Below are 18,345 nucleotides of genomic sequence, written 5' to 3'. Positions count from 1 at the left end.
TCGTGGAGGCCGACCTCGCCCGTGGTACGGAAACCGTGCACGTCCAGCCGCACGAAGCTCGGTGCAGCCCGCTCGGAGGGTGCCCGCACGACACGGGCACCCTCCGAGGGCTGGCGGCGCCGGATTCCCGGCTCGCCGTCAGCTCGTGGAACCGGACGCCGCCGCACCGAGGGTCACCTTGAGGATCTTCTCGTTGCTGTTGTTCGGGATGCTGTCCTTGTCCCCGCCGGTGCTCGTGGTCAGCCACAGGTTGCCGTCGAGGGTCGGTTCGACGGTGCGCAGCCGGAAGTACGTGCCGACGAAGTACTGCTGGACGTTGGTCAGCGTGTTGCCGCTGATCTCCGCACGGTACATCCGGTTGCCGCGCAGGCAGGCGATGTAGAGCACGTCCCGGATGATCGCGAGGCCGCTGCACGAGGCGTCGGCCACCGGGTACGTCCGGATCGGGGCCCTGAAGGTCGGGTTGGCGCAGTCGCCGGAGGTGCCCTCGCAGGCGGGCCAGCCGTAGTTGCCGCCCTTGACGACGAGGTTGGTCTCGTCCATGACGTTGTTGCCGAACTCCTGCTCGAAGAGCCGGCCCTGGGAGTCGAAGGCGAGTCCCTGCGGGTTGCGGTGGCCGTAGCTCCACACGTAGTTGCCGAAGGGGTTGTCCGCCGGCACGGTGCCGTCCGGGTTGAGCCGCAGCACCTTGCCGCCCAGGTTGGTGGTGTCCTGGGCCACGTCCGGGTCCTGTCCGTCGCCGGCGGAGGCGTAGAGCTTGCCGTCCGGGCCGAAGCGCAGCCGGCCGCCGTTGTGGTACTTGTTGCGCGGGATTCCCGTGACGAGTACCTGCTCGGTGCCGGTTTGCAGCGTGCCGTCGTAGCGGATGCGCACGATCCGGTTGTCGGTCGTGGTGGTGTGGTAGATGTACAGCCAGTGGTCGGTGGTGAAGGTGGCCGAGACGGCCAGCCCGAGCACGCCGCCCTCGCCGTTGGTGCCGGCCACGTTCGGCACGGTGCCGATGCTGTGCTTGTCGGTGCCGTCCGGGTTCATGGCGACGATGTCGAACAGGTCGCGCCGGCCGTAGAGGACCGTGCCGTCGGGCAGTTGCACCAGGCCCCAGGGCAGGTCCTTCTCGGTGGTGATCGCCGTGGCGCCGCAGATCGGGCTCGTGCAGCCCGAGCCGGTGTGCGCGGTGACCGCGGCGCTCGTGCCCGAGACGTTGCCCTGGGCGTCCCGGGCGGTCACGGTGTACCGGTAGTCGGTGTCGGGCGTCAGCCCGGTGTCGGTGAACGTGGTCGCCGGCGGGCTGCCGGCGGTGCCGGTGGTGGAGCCGACCGCCGTACCGTTGCGCAGGATGGTGTAGCCGGTGACCGCGACGTTGTCGGTGGCGGCCGACCAGGTGAGGGTCACGTCCGTGCCGTTGACCGTCGCGGCCAGGTTGGTCGGCGTGCTGGGCGCAGACGTGTCCTGCTGGCAGAACGGCGGGGTGACCGGGAGCGTGGAGCTGGCCTGCGAGACGTTGCCGGCGGCGTCGCGGGCGTTGACGTACCAGCCCCAGGTGACCCCCTGCACGACGCTGAGCGTGGCGGTCAGCGTCCGTCCCGGGACCGAGGTGACGAGCTGGCCGTCGTGGTAGATGTCGTAGAAGGCGATGCCGACGTTGTCCCGGGAGGCGTACCAGGCGAGCGTGACGGACTGGCAGGTCAGCCGGGTGCTGCGCAGGCCGGTCGGCCGGGTGGGCGGGCTGGTGTCGGCGGCGAGCCGGGCCGCCGGCCGGCTCCCGGCCGCCGGTGCGGCGCTGGCGGGTACGCCGGTCAGGACGGTGCCGGCGCAGACCAGCAGGGCGAGCGGGACGCGGTGTCGGGATTGGTGAGGACGAATCCGCACGGGTGTTCTTCCTTCCGGGGTTCTTGGTCAGTACGGGTAGCCGGGGACGTTGAGTCGCACGCTGTACAGGCCGGAGTCGTTGGTTCGGCCGGAGGTGATGTAGAGCGTCTGCCGGTCGGGTCCGCCGAACGCCACGTTGGTGGTGCCGGCGCCGCCGGAGCGGATCGTGCCGAGCTGCGCGCCGGCGGGCGAGTAGACGTGGATCAGCCCGTCCGAGCCGGAGGCCCAGTACACGTTGCCGGCGCAGTCGACGGTGGCCCCGTCGGGACCGCCGAGGTAGTTCACGAAGACGCTGCGGGCGCCGGTGCTGCCGTCGGGCTGGACGACGTACCTGTAGATCTTGTTCTCGGCGTAGGCGCCCACGTAGAGCGTGCTGCCGTCGGGGGAGAGTGCGATGCCGTTGGGTTGCCGCAGCCGGTCGTCCACCAGCGACACCTGGCCGCCGGAGACGCGGAAGACGCTGGTACGTCCGCTCATCTGGTCCGGTCGGCTGCCGCGCTGGAAGGTGGGGTCGGTGAAGTAGACGACGCCGTCGGATCGGACCGTGACGTCGTTGGGTGAGTTGAACGCCCGGCCCTGGTGGTCGGCGGCGACGGTGCTGCGGGTCCGGTCGCTCAGTCGGTATGCGGAGACGTTCCGCTGGTCGTGGGTGGCGGCGATGATCTGCTGGGCGTCGGTGCTGAGCGCCAGGCCGTTGCTGCCGGCGTCGGCGATGAAGGTGTCGAAGGTCGCCGGCGGGGTGAACCGGCGGATCGTGGCGGGCTGCACGTTGTTCGGCCCGGTGCCCGCGGCCATGTCGGACATCAGCAGGTAGCCGCCGTCGGCGATCCAGACCGGTCCTTCGAGGAACGAGAACCCGCTCCGGATCTTCGTCGCGGCCACGGAACCGGCCGGCAGGGGTGGGCCGTACCCGGTGCCACCGGGGCAGACCCCTGGGGGTGCGCCGGGCGGGCCCGCGAGCGGGTTGGTGTTAGCGTTCACATGAGCGGCGTCCGGAGGTGTCGGGGGTGTGGCGCCGGCGGGGCCTGGTGCGGTGGTGAGTGCGAGGCACAGGCCGGCGAGTGCGGCCGTGGTTGGACGCCGGTTCATCGGAGCACTCCAATTGAGATCGGTAGATGCGGCGGCGGTGGTTGCCAGTGGGCAGGCCTCGGCCACGAACACCTCGTATCGAAAAACATCGATGCGTGTGGTCGCAGCTTAGGCGAGGATGCGGGGCCCCGCATCATCTGGGCCAGTTTGAAGTCCTGGACGGTGACGAGCGGTCGGTGGGCGATCGTGTCGGACCGGCCGGCGCCAGGAGGTACGCGACCATCCTTTGCGCACCTGCGGCCACGACAGCACGCCGTTCCCGCAAGCCGGAGTCGACGGCACCGCGTGGGCCGGCCGAGGCAACTGTGTGCCTCGTCCCGATCGGCGGGTGCGGGCAGGGGTACGGCTGGCGGCGGCGAACCGGCGATCGTCCGACAGGACAAGGAGTTTCCTCGTGGTGAGCGATGGCCGGAATGGTGAACGTACAGAGGGGCGGGAAGTCGCTGGCGATCGTGGTTGGCGTCGTCCTGCTGGGCATCGGTTCGTGAGAGCTGTGGCGATGAGGGCCGCTCGGTGACGACCCAGGTCGTTCCCTCCTGTGGAGACGCGGCCAAGGCGCTGCCGAGCGCCGTGGACGGGCCCTGGACGCTGACGCGCACCGAGCCGAACCGCGAGGTGACCCGGGCCCTCGTCGGCTGCGAGTTCGACTTCCGATCCGCCGGCCAGTCGTACACCGGCAAGGTCGTCCTCGACGTCAGCGAAGGTGAAGACAGCCCCTCTCACTCTCCTCAACTGAGGGGCAGGTGGTACCGCTGCAGCGCGTCGGCCACCGTCGGGAGCGCGTTCATGACCTCCACCAGGCCACTGACCTCGAGTAGGCGGAGTACTCCGCGCGGCGGACACGCTACGGATATCTCACCGCCGATCTCGTCCAGTCTGTTCTTGACCTGGGTCAGGACACTCAGCGCCGCCGAGTCCATAAAGGTGACCTGTTCCAGGTTGATGACCAGGCGAGTCAGCCCTGCCTCGATCGCCTCCTCGAACTGCTCCCACCACTGGGGAACCGTTGCCATGTCCAGCTCACCCACTGCGGACAGCACCGCGATACCCATTCCGAACGGCTCTACCGACGTCGAGAAGCGTCCGGAGGGCTCCGTGCCACGGATCAGCGCCTGTGCCATTTCCCGTACGGCCGGGCTGTTGTCCGTGGTGACGCAGCGATGCAGCAGGTCGTGAGTTCGGGGATGGTCGGGGTACCGGGTTGCCATCGTCCGCGCCGCAAGGACCCGGATTTCGTCGTCGGGATCGTTGCTGAGCCGCTCATGCACTACCGCCAGCGTGGCCGGTTCCAGCGGGGACCGGGCCACGCTGACCGCGAGAGCGGCGACCCGTACCTCCGTGTTCGGATCAAGCACGGCTCGGCGCCTGATCAAGTCCGGCACGGTGGCCGCTTCCCACAACTCGGCCGCCAACAGGTAGACAGCTGTTCGCCGCACTTCGGGACTGCGGTCCTCGACGGCGCCGGCGATCATCAGTGCGAGGGTGTCCGGGTGGGTCTTCTCCTGCGTGACCAGCAGCTGAAGTGCGACCACTCGACAGCTCGGTGCGGTGTCGGCGGTCGCGGCTCGGACCGCGGCAGAGGTCGCGTCGTCGCCGGGCCAGGTGCCGAACAGGGTCTGCAGGGCTGTCCGGCGCACCGAGGCGTCGGGATCTTGGGTAGCGAGCCGATGGACGGTGATCCGGGCAGGTGAACCGAACGTGGCCAGAGCGCCGGCCGCGGCGGCGCGAACCGCCGATTCGGGATCATTCGCTGCGGCGTCCAACGCCTCGCGCGCCACGTCCGGCGGGGCGTCGCCGAGCGAACGCGCCGCCAGCGCCCGTAACTCGGGGTCGGAGTCCGTGGCCACCATGGTGGACAGGATCGGCACCAGCAGTGGGCGGCTCCGGTATCGGCTCACGAGGCAGACGAGCGCGGTGCGGCGTACCGACGGATGGCGGTCGAGATGGAGGCGTTCCCGGAGGACATCGGCCGGTAGCAGGTCGACAGCGACGGCGGCGCATCGGACGCGATGGTCGTCGTCATGCACCGCGCGATCAAGCAGAGCGTCGCGGACGGCCGGGTCGTCGACCCATGCCGTGCCCAGCGCCTGTACTGCCGCGCCGCGTACCTGTGGATCAGGATCCCGAGCAGCGTCGATGACCGCGTCCCGCGCTTGCGGGTGTTCCGGACGGACCTTGGCGGCCAAGGCGACGGCCATCGCACGGAGTGCCGGTACGGGGTCGCCGGCGAGAGTCTCACGAAGGCCGGCCCAGGCCCGGGTATCGCCCGGGCACACGGTCGCCACCGCCTCCCAGGCGGCGCTCCGGACGGTCCAGTCGTCGTCCTCCCGGACACGGCGGAACAGCAACTCGCGCACGCTCGCATGGGTCGGCCACCGGGTAGCGAGAGTTCGTAGCGCGACGGCCCTGACGAGGGCGACCGGGTCACGGGTCGCACAGGCGCGAATCGCAGCGAGGCTTCTCTCGTCCTCGGGCCAGCCGGAGGCGAGCGCCTGTAAGGCGCTGCGGCGCACGCTCCAGTGCGGGTCACGGGCGGCGTGCCGCTGCACCATGGACCGCGCGCTCGGATACTCGGGCCAGTACGTCGCGACCGCGTTGAGGGCAGCGCTGCGTACCTGGGGGTCGGGGTCATCGGTGATGCGACGGCGGACCAGTCGCATGGTGTCGGGGAGGGTGTGCCAGCGCTCGGCGAGAGCCCGTACTGCCGTGCGCCGCACCATGGGCTCGGGGTCGTCGGCGGCAAGGTCCCGGGTGAGCACGGCCGTTGACGGCTCGGCGGTGTCGTAGCGGACCAGAGTCGACAGAGCAGCCTCACGGACAGCCGGATCGGCGTCGGTAACCATCGATCGTAGGAACTCGAGGCGATATGAGCTGTTGGACCACATGGCCGTGGCGCCGCCTATTGCGGCACGGCGAACGGCGCGGTTCGGGTCGGTGCGTGCTTGCCAGAGCGACTTGTCGGTCTTGTAGTCGTGCGGCCATCGGCTCACGAGCGTCCGCAGTGCCTCTCGGCGTACATCTTTGTCGGTGTCGACAGTCGCGCACCGCCGGATGATACGTGCGGTAGCCGGATGCTCCGGCCAGCCCGCCGCGAGCGCGGCAACGGCCGCGACGCGGGCCAGTGGATCAAGATTGATCTCTGCCTCCACGGCGAGAATCTGGCGGACCTCGTCGACCCCGGTCGACAATGCGGCACACAGCCGCGTCGCAGCCGCGAATACCGGAGCCGATACGGCTGGAGAGACCGGTAGGAAGCGGCCGCGTGTCCGATACCACCAGTCGAACAAAGGATGACCCGCCCAAGCCGACCCGAGGGCCTCCAGGATGGGAGGACCGACGGCAAGGAGTGCGCGAGCCAACGCGTCATCGTGCTCCAGCGTTTCCCGCCGGTGTGCCGTCTCCAGCATGGCCAGGAGCGCCTGACTCATGCGAATCCCCTGGTCAGGAAGCCGGCGTGGCTGCCGTACCTCGCCGAGGCAGCGTAACGCCAACAACAGGTGCTGGGGATCGGCGTCGTCGCGCCAGTACCACAGCGGGTCGGCCGCCAGGAGCTGATCGATCGCCTGAGCGGCATCCTTGTCCGGAATCATGCCGGTGACCAGGACCAGGACCTCATGCCACTCCGGGCTCGACCAGTTCCGGCCGAAAAGGTCCGGCACCAGCTGGTCGCGATCCACCGTCAGCCTGTGGGCGAGGTCCGCCGCGGCGAAGTACTCAAGGAAGCAGCGGTGTACGAAGCCGTACACATCGGCGCCGAATCGGCTGATGACGAATGTGCGCTCCCGGAACTCCGCGACGATGGCCTGTGCCGCGGGTCGTGCCTGGTACGCCGGCAGCTCGTAGCGGGTGCGAAGGTAGATCTCCAGCTCGCCGAGCAGCGTCTCACCCTGGATGTAGTTGCCCGCCAGGCCGCCACCGCGCAGAGTCGCCCGGGCCACCCATCGCAACATGTCCATCTTGCCGGCCCGGTCGAGCTGCAGCACGGCGTCGTGGCGAAGATGCTTGTTGACGTCCCACTGATCAACAAGGATGCCGAGGGCGTGCTCGTAAGCGTCGCGACGATGCAGAGGTATGGAGTGCCGCTCGTTCACGACGGCCAGGATGGTCAGAAGCAACGGGTTGCCGGACAGCTCGCGCACCGGCGTGGAGTTGTCGTAGGCCCACATGAACCTTGTGCTGAGCATCTTGGCGGACACATCGCCACCCGGCCGGTGGGCCGTGTACCACCGGTCGACGAACTGTTCGACCTCGTGCCGGTCGAAGTCCTGCAGCATGAAGTGGGTGAAGCCGACCCCTTCCAGGGGCCCTCGCCGATAACCCGTCGGCCGCGACGTCACTACGATGCGGACACGCGGGTAGTGGAACGCGAACCCGGCGATCTGGTGACTCACACGTTGCCGCAGTTCCGCGTCGAAGATCTCGTCGAGGCCGTCGAACACGACGACGGCGCGGCCGTCGTCGCGGAAGAGCGCCTCAAGCGTCTCGGCCGGAAACCCCAGTCCTTCGCTGCGGTAGAGGTGATCCAGGAGCTCGATGAAGGTGCCGTCACGCCATCGAGGTGCGGCGAACACGCGTAGCTCGACGAGAAGCGGTAGCGCTCCGTCCAGCGGAGCCGCCCGCGACGCGGCCCCTTGGTGACTCAGCAGCGATGCCAGGTGGCGAATCATCACGGATTTGCCGGACCCGGGGTCACCGAGCAGGACCAGGTGTTGCAGGCTCGGATCAGTCAGCACCTCCAGCGCAGGGCGGACCGGGTGCGCCTCGTGCGCCTGGCGGGTTTGAACGACGAGATCAGCGTCGATGCCGTCCGGCAGAGCGAGCGACATCAGCTCCCTGACCGGCCGGAGTCTGGCCTCGCGAGGCAGTTCCACGGTCGGGACGTCTCGTCGTACCCGCGGCTGAACCAGGATTCCAGCCAATGCCGGTGTCGCCGAGCCGGTGATACCCGATGCCAAAAGGGTTTGGAGCTCGACGTGGTGGTACCGCTTCGACAAGCGGGATAGATAGCTCTGGCGCAGATCCTGCGGGAACGTCTCGCGCGGGCCGTCGTGCTCGGGGTAGGTATCCGCATAGAGCTTCTGCCATGCCTTGAGATCGACTAGCTCTGGCGGCACCTGCCGCCGGGCCTTTCGCGCTATGGCATAGGCCATGCATCCGACGACGAAGGCCTCGACCGTCTCGAGGCGTGGTTTGCTAGCCGCCTTCAGGAGATTGGTGATCGACGACGTGGAGAGGCGGTAGCCATGCCTCTCAGCGTGGTTGACGATCGTCGAGTAGGAGGGCGCACCGACGCGGCGCCGTAGGTCCTGTAGGCGCTCCTGCATGGCCCTCCTGGGTGTCGCGACGGGTGCTCCTCTCCCGGTCCGTCCAGTTTCCACTCCTGTCTAGCCTCGACGAATTGGACGTTCGGTCGGCGCATCGTGATCGCACGTCACGCGACAGGAGATATCCGATGATCAACGAAGAACTGATCGACCAGCTCTCGGCGGCGGCGGCCGCACTTCGGCTCGGGGTCGCGCTCATCGACCTGGACAAGGCTCTGAGGCAGTGGTTGGTGTCGCGCCGCAACACCTCGCGGAAGGCTCCCGATCAGCCCAGAGACGTGCGTGGCTAGCCGGTACGACACGCAGATTCCGGCAGGTGGAGCTGGCGATCGTTCAGCAGCCACCAGCTCTGTGACACGTAGCTCAGGAACACCGCGACCCGAATGTCTCGACACGGCCGGTGGAGCTGGTGTGTTGCCGCTGCTCAAACTGCGCCTGGTCGCGATCCTGCTTCGCTCTCCAGCTCGACTGAGCATCGGTGTTCCCGCCGCGCCGGTCGGTCATGTCGAGGGACGATGGTCGTTGTCACCTACCAACCGGATCATTTGGTTGCTGTCGGGTGAACTGTACGCCCGGTTACGGCTGCCGGTCATGGAGCGGTCTCGCAGGTAGTGTGCGCCCGGTCCGTATCCGACGTCCTGCCGGCTCGCGATGACACAGGTGCCGGTGGCAGCGACCTCCGGTACCTGCTGACCCGGTCATGCCGCTTGCGGCCGGCCGACCGCCGATGGGCCGGGAGTCCACCGCCGGCGGTGTGCCGGAGTGTCAACAGGTGACGATACCGGCACACCGCAGGTGGTGCTACGACTGGCCGGTCACCCGGCGGTGCACGGTGCGCCGTTGAGCGTGAACGAGGCCGGGCGCGGGTTGGTGCCGCTGAAGGTGCCGTTGAAGCCGATCCCGGTGGACGCGCCGGCCGGCAGCGAGCCGTTCCACGCGGCGTTGCTCGCCGTCACCGCCGTGCCGCTCTGCGACCAGGTGGCCGACCAGCCCTGGGTGACCCGCTGGCCGGCGTCGGGGAACGCGAAGCGCAGCGTCCAACCGGACAGGGCGACGGTGCCGGTGTTGCGCACGGTGACGGTGGCGCTGAAGCCGCCGCCCCAGTCGTTGGTCGCGTAGGTGACCTGGCAGGCGGCCGCGCCGGACGTGGGCGTCGGCGTCGGCGTCGGTGTGGGCGTGGGGTCCACCCCCGCCGCCTGCACCACGACCGGCGGCGAGGCCGGCGAGGTGTTACCGGCCGCATCGGTCGCGACCACGGAGAACTGCCGCGACGTGCCGGGGACCAGCCCGCTGATCGTGATGGAGGGAGTGGCTGTCCGGCCGTACACCGTGTCGGACGCGCCGGCCAGCTCGTGGACGACGTACTCCCGCACGCCCACGTCGTCGGTGGACGGCGACCAGGTCAGCGTGGCGGACGTGCCGCTGACGGTGGCGCGCAGGTTGGTCGGCGCGGTCGGCGGGGTGGTGTCCGGCGCCGGGTTGCCGTAGCTCAGCCCGTAGCCGTACGGGAACAGCGGGGCCTTGCCGTCTCCGTCGTTGATCGGCTGCTGGCCGGCCGACTGCATCCAGGTGACCGGCAGCTTGCCGGTGGGCTGGCGCACCGCGAACAGCACGTCCGCCACACCCTGGCCCTCGGTGCCGGGCAGCCAGGCGGCCACCAGAGAGTTCCAGTTCGGCACCTGGGCCGCGACGTCCAGCGGGCGGCCGGAGACCAGCACGACCACCACCGGCACGCCGGCCGCGCGCAGCGTGTTGACGGTGTTCAGGTCGGTGGTGTCCAGACCCATGCCGGCGGGCCGGTCGCCCTGGCCCTCGGCGTACGGCGTCTCGCCGACCACCGCGACCGCGACGTCGTAGGAGGAGTCGATGCCGCTGCCGTTGAGGCTGTAGGTCACGGTGCCGGCCGAGCCGACGGTGTTCCGGATGCCCTGCAGGATCGTCGTGCCCGGGGTGGTGTTGCCGCTGCCGCCCTGCCAGCTGACGGTCCACCCACCGCTCTGGTTGCCGATGTTGTCGGCGTTCCTGCCGGCGACGAAGATCCGGCTGTTGGTGCGCAGCGGCAGCGCGCCACCGTTCTTCAGCAGCACCTGCGACTTGGCCACCGCCTCGCGGGCCAACTCGCGGTGGGCCGCGCTGCCCACGGTGCTCGCGTACGAGCGGTCCGCGAGGGGGCGCTCGAAGAGGCCCAGCTCGACCTTCTTGGTCAGGATCCGCCGGTTGGCGTCGTCGATGCGTGACATGGGCACCCGGCCCGCCTGCACCTCGCCGCGCAGCAGCGTGATGAAGGACCGCCAGCCGTCGGGCGCCATCACCATGTCGATGCCGGCGTTGACCGCCTGCGCCACCTCGGCCCCGGTGAAGCCGGGAGCGCCGTCGATCTGGTCGATGCCGTTCCAGTCGGAGACCACGAAGCCGGTGAAGCCCAGCTCGTTCTTCAGCAGGTCGGTGATCAGGTAGCGGTTGCCGTGCAGCTTCTGCCCGTTCCAACTGCTGTACGAGATCATGACCGAGCCCACGCCCCTGCGGATGGCCTCGACGAACGGCGGCAGGTGGATGGCTCGCAGCTCCGCCTCGGAGATCTGGGCGTTGCCCTGGTCGGTGCCGTTCGTGGTCCCCCCGTCGCCGACGTAGTGCTTGGCGGTGGCCAGCACGCTGGCCGGTCCGCCGAGCGTGGTGCCCTGGTAGCCGGTGACGATGCTGCTCATCTGCGTCGCCAACTCGGGCTTCTCGCCGAACGACTCGTAGGTGCGGCCCCAGCGGTCGTTGCGGGCCACGCAGAGGCAGGGCGAGAAGGTCCAGTCCACGCCGGTGCCGGTGACCTCCTCGGCGGTCGCCCGACCGATCCGCTCGGCCAGGCCCGGGTCGCGGGTGGCGCCCAGGCCGATGTTGTGCGGGAAGATCGTCGCGCCGACCACGTTGTTGTGCCCGTGCACGGCATCCGAGCCGTAGAGCATCGGGATGCCGAGCGGCGTGGCCAGCGCGCCCCGCTGGAAGGCGTCGTACATGTCGGCCCAGCCGGCCGGGGTGTTCGGCGACGGCGCCGAGCCGCCGCCGGACAGGATGGAGCCGAGCCGGTAGGTGGTCACGTCGGCCGGACTGACCTCGGCGCGCTCGGCCTGGGTCATCTGGCCGATCTTCTCGTCCAGCGACATTCGCGACAGCAGGTCCACCACCCGCTGCGCCACGGGTAGGGACGGATCCTGGTAGGGCAGCGTCTGAGCCGCCGCGACCGGGGCCGTGGTCAGGCCGGTCGCGGCGAGCGCGACCGCCGTGGCCACGCCGGCGACGGCTGTCCGGGTACGAGAGGGGCGCGTGGATCCGCGGAGCCGGATGCGCATGAGCATTCCCTTCGGGAATCGATGGCGGTGCCCTGTGGTTGCCCGGTGCCCGGAACTCGGCTCTGCCTCATGATGCCACGTCCCGCGTCCTCCTTCGTGGACGGCCGCACGGTCCGGTCCACGCCTCGCCGACAGGTTCGGTGCGGGCGACGGTCCCGCCCGGCCCGCTGCGGTATTGACAGACGCTGTTCCGTCCGTCGAGGCTTATCGAGCGACTTTCATCGATGTATGCGGGGGCATGATGCGACGCAGGATCTTCGCGCTGGCTACGGCCGTTGCCGTCGTCGTCGGCGGGGCCATGGCGACGGTGCTGCCGCCGGCCTACGCCGCGGCCGTGTGCACCGTGGACTACAAGATCACCCGTGAGTGGTCCAACGGCTTCTGGGCCGAGCTCACCGTCACCAACCTGGGCTCTCCCGTCACCGACTGGTGGCTGCGGTTCCGACAGGCCAGGGACCAGACGATCACCATGGGCCTCGACCGGCTGCCGGACGGATACACGCTCGGCAGCGGTGAGTTGTACCCGATCACCACACTCCGCCCACCGCCGGGGTCCACGCTGCCGACCGGCGCCTCGGTGACGGTGCGGTTCGGCGGCAACCACCGGGTCGCGGACCCCGAGCCGACCGACTGGGTGTTGAGCGGCCAGCCGTGCGACGGGGACGTCGCCGGCCCGACCCACTCGCCGCCGGCCTCGGGCAGCCCGCAGCCCAGCCCCAGCCCACTGCCGGGCGGGCCGTCGGTGGCGCTCACCTCGCCCCTGCCGAACGACTTCTTCGCCGCGCCGGGCGTCGTCCCGATCCGGGCGCGGGCCACGGCGGCGGTCGGCCGGCGGATCGAGCGGGTCGAGTTCCGGGAGCGCGGCACCCTGCTCGCCGTGGACACCACCGAGCCGTACGCGTTCGACTGGCGCGGCGTGCCGCCGAACAGCGGTACCCGCGTCACCGCCACCGCCTACGACAGCAGCGGCGCCCAGGCCACCGCCGAGGTCCGCGGCGTCCGGGTGCTCCCACCGCCGGCACCCGGTGCCGCGCCCGCGCTGAAGGCGTTCGGCAACCGCATCCGCACGGTCACCCCGGACCCGAGGCCCTACCGGCCACGCGGAATCATCCGGTCGAGCGTGCCCGGCGAGTGCGCGTGGGGACCGATCCGCTGGGACGGCCCGGTCGACGACGCGTCCGTGGGCGCGCTGCGGGCCCGCGGGGTCGACGCGGTGCGGGTCGTGCTGAGCGACGCCTGCTACGTCCACACCGGAAGCCCTGCCGACAGAACGAACCGCGTCGGTTACCTCGACGAGGCGGCCCGGTACGTCGATCGGCTCGTCCGGGCCGGCATCACCCCCATCGTGTCGCTGCGCCAGAGTGACGATCTCGCCACCCGCTCCTTCTGGAGCGCTGCGGCGGAGGTGTTCGGGGACGACAACGCGGTGGTCCTCGACATCTCGCCCGACACCTTCCCGGCGGCCGGCGGCACCGATCCCGCGGTGGTCTGGACCTGCTGGCGCGACGGCGGTCCCGCGTGCCTGGGCACCGGCCTGCCGAACGTCGGCGTGCAGGAGCAGATCCGCCTGCTTCGCGTCCGCGGCTCGTTCAACCTGGTCCTCGCCGCCGGGACCGACGGCGGCAACGACCTGCGCCGGTGGCTCGAATACCGCCCGGCCGACCCGGACGGCCGCAGCGTGGCTGCCGCCTGGCGCGTCGACGACCGTTCGGCCTGCGCCACGCCGGCCTGCTGGCGGGCCACCCTGCTCCCGGTCGCCGCCCAGGTGCCGCTGGTCGCCACCGACGTCGGCGCCGGCTCGTCGAGCCGGACGTTCGTGCTGCGCACTGTCGTCTGGCTCGACCAGCACGGCATCGGCCACCTGAGCCGGCGACCGGGGGAGAGGTAGGCCCGAGGTTCTCCACGCGTCACCGGCCGGTGGCGCTCGTCGCGAGCACACCGTTGCCCCCGCCGGTGGCGATCCTCTACGGTCTGCTGAAGCGGTGGGCGGTGCGGTCCGCATCCGACCGACGCCGCCGGGCGCCCGTCACGCGGGCCGGGATGGTGGAGTCCCGGGCCACCCCGCCGGCGGTCGTCGCGGCGGTCGTGTGATCCCAGCTCGTCCTCCGGGTGGTGCTGCCCGGCGCGGCTCCACGCGGAGCCGACGGCGAGCGGGCCACGCCGATCCCCACCGGAGAATCCCGTGTTCCTCAGCCCGCACGAGCAGGACCGCCTGCTCGTCCACGTCGCGGCCGACGTCGCTCGCCGCCGCCGCGAGCGCGGCCTGCGACTCAACTATCCCGAAGCCGTCGCGATCGTCACCGCCTTCCTGCTCGAAGGGGCCCGCGACGGGCGGTCGGTGGACGACCTCATGTCCGCCGGCCGGACGGTGCTCGGCCGCGAGGACGTCCAGGACGGCATCCCCGAGATGCTGAGGGAGGTGCAGGTGGAGGCGACGTTCCCGGACGGCACCAAGCTCGTGACGGTGCACCACCCGATCCCGTGATCCCCGGGGAGATCCTGCCGGCGGCCGGTCCGGTCGAGATCAACGTGGGTCGTCCGGTGACCGCAGTGGTCGTGGTCAACACCGCCGACCGTCCGGTGCAGGTCGGCTCGCACTACCACTTCGCCGAGGCCAACCCGGCCCTGATGTTCGACCGGGCGGTCGCCTGGGGCCAGCGTCTCGCGGTGCCGGCGGGTACCTCGGTCCGGTTCGAGCCGGGCGTGAGCCGCGAGGTCGAACTGGTGCCGCTCGGCGGCGCACGCGTCGTGCCCGGTCTGCGCGGCGAGTGCGCCGGGCCGCTGGACGACGCGTCACCGACCGCGCCCGGAACCGACGCGCCGGCGGGCGGGGCGCCGACGACCGACGGGCCGGCGCGGTGAGCGCCGTGCGGCGGGACCGCTACCTCGACCTGTACGGGCCGACCACCGGCGACCGCGTCCGGCTGGCCGACACGAGCCTGCTGATCGAGGTGGAGACCGACCACTGCGTGGGCGGCGACGAGGCGGTCTTCGGCGGCGGGAAGGTGATCCGTGAGTCGATGGGCCAGTCGCGGGCGACCCGCGCCGAGGGCGCCCTCGACACCGTCGTCACCGGCGCGGTGGTGCTCGACCACTGGGGCGTGGTCAAGGCCGACGTGGGTCTGCGCGACGGGCGGATCGTCGCCCTCGGCCGGGCCGGCAACCCGGACACCATGCCGGGCGTCCACCCCGAGCTGGTCATCGGCCCGGCCACCGAGGTCATCGCCGGGAACGGTCGGATCCTCACGGCCGGCGCCGTCGACACCCACGTGCACTTCATCTGCCCGCAGATCGTCACCGAGGCGCTGGCCAGCGGCATCACCACACTCGTCGGCGGCGGCACCGGCCCCGCCGAGGGCACCCGGGCCACGACGGTCACCCCGAACGCCTGGCACCTGGCCCGCATGCACGAGGCGCTGGACACGCTGCCGGTCAACGTGCTGCTGCTCGGCAAGGGCAACACCGTCTCGCCGGAGGCGCTGTGGGAGCAGTTACGCGCCGGCGCGGGCGGTTTCAAGCTGCACGAGGACTGGGGCACCACACCGGCGGCGATCGACGCCTGCCTGCGGGTGGCGGACGCCTCGGGGGTGCAGGTGTCCATCCACACCGACACCCTCAACGAGGCCGGTTTCGTGGCCGACACGCTGCGGGCGATCGCCGGCCGGGCCATCCACTCGTACCACACCGAGGGCGCGGGAGGTGGGCACGCGCCGGACATCATCACGGTGGCCGGCGAGCCCAACGTGCTGCCGTCGTCGACCAACCCGACCCGGCCGTACACCGTCAACACTCTCGCCGAGCATCTGGACATGCTGATGGTCTGCCACCATCTCCACCCGTCCGTGCCGGAGGACCTGGCGTTCGCCGAGAGTCGCATCCGACCGTCCACCATGGCCGCCGAGGACCTGCTGCACGACCTCGGCGCGATCTCCATCATCGGCTCCGACGCCCAGGCGATGGGCCGGGTGGGCGAGGTGATCCTGCGAACCTGGCAGAGCGCGCACGTCATGAAGGAGCGGGTCGGCGCGCTGCCCGGCGACGGCGCGGCCGACAACCACCGGGCCCGCCGGTACGTGGCGAAGTACACCATCTGCGCGGCGATGGCGAACGGGCTGGACGCCGAGATCGGCTCGGTCGAACCGGGCAAGCTGGCCGACCTGGTGCTGTGGGATCCGGCGTTCTTCGGCGTACGACCGCATCTGGTGCTCAAGGGCGGGATGATCGCGTACGCCCAGATGGGTGACGCGAACGCGTCCATCCCGACGCCGCAGCCGATGCTGCCGCGCCCGATGTTCGGGGCGTACGGCGCCGCGGCGTCTGCCACCAGCCTGGCGTTCGTCGCGCCGGCCGCCCTCGACGCCGGGCTGCGCCTCGACGTGCGGCGACGGGTGGTGCCCGTCGCGGACGTGCGCTCGCGGGGCAAGGCCGACCTGCCGGAGAACGACGCGATGCCCCGGATCGAGGTGGAACCGGACACCTTCACCGTGCGGATCGACGGTCAGGTGGTGGAGCCGGACCCGGTGCCACGCCTGCCGATGGCCCAGCGGTACTTCCTGTTCTGATGGCGACGTCGAGCCTGCTCCTGCTGCTGGCCGACGGCCGCTTCCCGGCCGGCGCGCACGCCCACTCCAACGGACTCGAGGCCGCCGTCGCCGCCGGCCGGGTCACCGATCTGGCCTCGTTGGAGGCGTTCCTGGCCGGCCGGCTGGCCACCGCCGGGCTGGTCGGCGCGGCGTTCGCGGCGGCGGCGCACCGGGCGGTGACCTCGGCCGGCTCCGCCGTACGCGGATCCACGCTGGCGTTGCTCGACGCGGAGCTGGACGCCCGGACGGCGGCGCCGGCGCTGCGCACGGTGTCCCGCCGCCAGGGACGGGCTCTGCTGCGCGCCGGCCGGGCCATCTGGCCGGAGGCGTCCTTCGACGACCTGCCCGCCACATCCGGCGGAGCGCACCAGCCGTTGGTGCTCGGCCTGCTCTGCGCCGCCGCCGGCCTGAGCCGCGCCGAGACCGCCACGGTCGCCGTCCACGGGACGGTGACCGGTGCGGCCAGTGCGGCCGTACGCCTGCTCGGCCTCGACCCGTACCAGGTCCAGGCCCTGCTGGTCGGTCTCGCCGGCCGGTGTGACGGCACCGCCGCCGAGGCGGCCCGGGCCGCCGACGACCCACCCGAGCGGCTGCCCGCGGCAGCCGCTCCCCTTGCCGACATCCACGCCGAAGCTCATGCCACCTGGGAGGTGCGTCTCTTTGCGTCCTGACACCGTTGCGCCCGATGCCGACCCGAATCCCGCCCCGCACGACGAGACCGTTCCGCACACCCACCCCGAACCGGGGGTGGACCCGCATCCGCCGCTGGCACTCCCCGGCCGGGCGCTGCGCGTCGGCATCGGCGGACCGGTCGGTTCCGGCAAGACCGCGCTGGTGGCGGCCCTGTGCCGGGCGTTCGCCGGCGAGCTGCGACTCGGCGTGGTCACCAACGACATCTACACGACCGAGGACGCCGACTTCCTCAAGCGGGCCGGTGTGCTGGACCCGAGCCGGATCCGCGCCGTGGAGACCGGCTGCTGCCCGCACACCGCCATCCGGGACGACATCGGGGCCAACCTCGACGCCGTGGACGAGTTGGCCGAGGCGGTCGGCCCGCTGGACCTGGTGCTGGTCGAGAGCGGCGGGGACAATCTGACCGCCACGTTCAGCCGGGGCCTGGTGGACCGGCAGATATTCGTGGTCGACGTGGCCGGCGGGGACAAGGTGCCGCGCAAGGGCGGACCCGGGGTGACGTCCGCCGACCTGCTCGTGATCAACAAAACCGACCTGGCCCCGATGGTGGGCGCGGACCTGGCCGTCATGGACCGGGACGCGCGGGCCCGGCGCGGCGACCTGCCGACCGTGTTCCTGTCGATCGTCGGCGACCCGACGGCGGGGCGGGTCGCCGCCTGGATCCGCCACGAACTGGCCCACCACGCGGCCCGGCACCCGGCCGCCGCGCGGGTCGGCCCGGCCTGATGCGCGCGTACGCCCGGCTGGTGGCCCGGGTCGACGGCCGGGGCGGCACGGTCCTCACCGAATTGCGCGGTGAGACGCCGCTGCTGCTGCGCCAGACGCCCGGCGGCGGTCGGGTCGCGACCGTGTACGTCGTCGGCGGGGCGGCCGGCCCGCTCGCCGGCGACGACCTGCGGCTGGAGATCGACGTGGAACCGGGCGCGGCGGTGCGGGTACACGCCGTCGCCGCCTCGGTCGCCCTGCCCGGCCGGCCGGACGCGCTGTCGCGGATGGCGGTCCACGCCGTGGTGCACGACGGCGGCGCACTGCACTGGTTGCCCGAGCAACTGGTCGCGGCGGCCGGCTGCGCCCACCTCGCCGAGTCCCGGGTCGAGCTGGCCGCCGGGGCGAGGCTGACCTGGCGCGACGAGGTGATCTGCGGCCGGTACGGCGAGGCGCCGGGCAGCGCCGTCGTGCACACCCGGGTCGACTACGGCGGCCGGCCGTTGCTGCGCCAGTCGCTGGCCGTGGGACCGGGCGCGCCCGGCTGGGCCGGCCCCGCGGTGCTCGGCGGCGCGCCGGCCACCGGATCGCTGCTGGTGGTGGACCCGTCGCTGCCCGCCGAGCCGGCCTCCGTCGAGGGCACCCGCGCCCGGCTGCCGCTGGCCGGTGGTCCGGCGACACTGTGGACTGCCACCGCGCCGGACGCCCACACGCTGCGCGCCCATCTCGACGTGGCGTGAGGCG

The 18,345-nt window shown here is 71.4% G+C and carries 12 protein-coding genes; 8 read left to right on the top strand and 4 right to left on the bottom strand.

Annotated features, from left to right (window positions below; genetic code table 11):
- Positions 1 to 138: 138 nt before the first annotated feature.
- The 3 genes from GA0070213_RS19730 to GA0070213_RS19720 all read right to left on the bottom strand — a co-directional run bounded on the left by GA0070213_RS19730 (position 139) and on the right by GA0070213_RS19720 (position 8,282).
- The gene (locus GA0070213_RS19730; protein ID WP_091066473.1) at positions 139 to 1,869 is read right to left on the bottom strand and encodes a PQQ-dependent sugar dehydrogenase; all 1,731 of its coding nucleotides are present in this window, start codon (positions 1,867 to 1,869) and stop codon (positions 139 to 141) included.
- 27 nt (positions 1,870 to 1,896) lie between these two features.
- Positions 1,897 to 2,751 carry an SMP-30/gluconolactonase/LRE family protein gene (locus GA0070213_RS19725; RefSeq protein WP_245716474.1) on the bottom strand — a complete coding sequence of 285 codons (855 nt, stop codon included), beginning with the start codon at positions 2,749 to 2,751 and terminating at the stop codon, positions 1,897 to 1,899.
- Between the two features lie 935 nt (positions 2,752 to 3,686).
- Complete coding sequence (locus tag GA0070213_RS19720; protein WP_091066465.1) at positions 3,687 to 8,282, bottom strand: anti-sigma factor antagonist; 4,596 nt, start codon at positions 8,280 to 8,282, stop codon at positions 3,687 to 3,689.
- Between the two features lie 128 nt (positions 8,283 to 8,410).
- Here GA0070213_RS19720 and GA0070213_RS31625 point away from each other — a divergent pair, with 128 nt between their 5' ends.
- Positions 8,411 to 8,572 (top strand): hypothetical protein, encoded by a 162-nt coding sequence (locus GA0070213_RS31625; protein ID WP_175441410.1) that lies wholly within the window; start codon positions 8,411 to 8,413, stop codon positions 8,570 to 8,572.
- A gap of 525 nt (positions 8,573 to 9,097) precedes the next feature.
- Here the strand turns inward: GA0070213_RS31625 and GA0070213_RS19715 are convergent.
- Positions 9,098 to 11,560, bottom strand: coding sequence for a glycoside hydrolase family 3 N-terminal domain-containing protein (locus GA0070213_RS19715; protein ID WP_245716473.1), 2,463 nt, complete (start codon positions 11,558 to 11,560; stop codon positions 9,098 to 9,100).
- A 301-nt stretch (positions 11,561 to 11,861) separates the two neighbouring features.
- Here GA0070213_RS19715 and GA0070213_RS19710 point away from each other — a divergent pair, with 301 nt between their 5' ends.
- The 7 genes from GA0070213_RS19710 (at position 11,862) to GA0070213_RS19680 (ending at position 18,341) form a co-directional block, all read left to right on the top strand.
- Complete coding sequence (locus GA0070213_RS19710; RefSeq protein ID WP_175441409.1) at positions 11,862 to 13,508, top strand: Ig-like domain-containing protein; 1,647 nt, start codon at positions 11,862 to 11,864, stop codon at positions 13,506 to 13,508.
- Between the two features lie 294 nt (positions 13,509 to 13,802).
- Positions 13,803 to 14,105: an urease subunit gamma gene (locus GA0070213_RS19705; protein WP_091066458.1), complete on the top strand. Its 303-nt coding sequence runs from the start codon at positions 13,803 to 13,805 to the stop codon at positions 14,103 to 14,105.
- On the top strand, positions 14,102 to 14,482 hold the full coding sequence (locus GA0070213_RS19700; RefSeq protein WP_091066454.1) for an urease subunit beta: 381 nt from the start codon (positions 14,102 to 14,104) through the stop codon (positions 14,480 to 14,482). Before GA0070213_RS19705 ends, GA0070213_RS19700 begins: the two co-directional genes overlap by 4 nt.
- The gene (locus tag GA0070213_RS19695) at positions 14,479 to 16,182 is read left to right on the top strand and encodes an urease subunit alpha (RefSeq protein WP_091066869.1); all 1,704 of its coding nucleotides are present in this window, start codon (positions 14,479 to 14,481) and stop codon (positions 16,180 to 16,182) included. Before GA0070213_RS19700 ends, GA0070213_RS19695 begins: the two co-directional genes overlap by 4 nt.
- Positions 16,182 to 16,874, top strand: coding sequence for an urease accessory protein UreF (locus tag GA0070213_RS19690; protein WP_091066450.1), 693 nt, complete (start codon positions 16,182 to 16,184; stop codon positions 16,872 to 16,874). Before GA0070213_RS19695 ends, GA0070213_RS19690 begins: the two co-directional genes overlap by 1 nt.
- Positions 16,864 to 17,622 carry an urease accessory protein UreG gene (gene ureG / locus GA0070213_RS19685; protein WP_091066448.1) on the top strand — a complete coding sequence of 253 codons (759 nt, stop codon included), beginning with the start codon at positions 16,864 to 16,866 and terminating at the stop codon, positions 17,620 to 17,622. The genes GA0070213_RS19690 and ureG overlap by 11 nt, the downstream gene beginning before the upstream one ends.
- Complete coding sequence (locus GA0070213_RS19680) at positions 17,622 to 18,341, top strand: urease accessory protein UreD (protein WP_091066445.1); 720 nt, start codon at positions 17,622 to 17,624, stop codon at positions 18,339 to 18,341. The genes ureG and GA0070213_RS19680 overlap by 1 nt, the downstream gene beginning before the upstream one ends.
- The last annotated feature ends 4 nt before the right edge of the window (positions 18,342 to 18,345 follow it).

This window comes from Micromonospora humi (assembly GCF_900090105.1).
Taxonomy (GTDB): domain Bacteria; phylum Actinomycetota; class Actinomycetes; order Mycobacteriales; family Micromonosporaceae; genus Micromonospora; species Micromonospora humi.
This window is presented reverse-complemented; position numbering and strand designations above follow the sequence as displayed.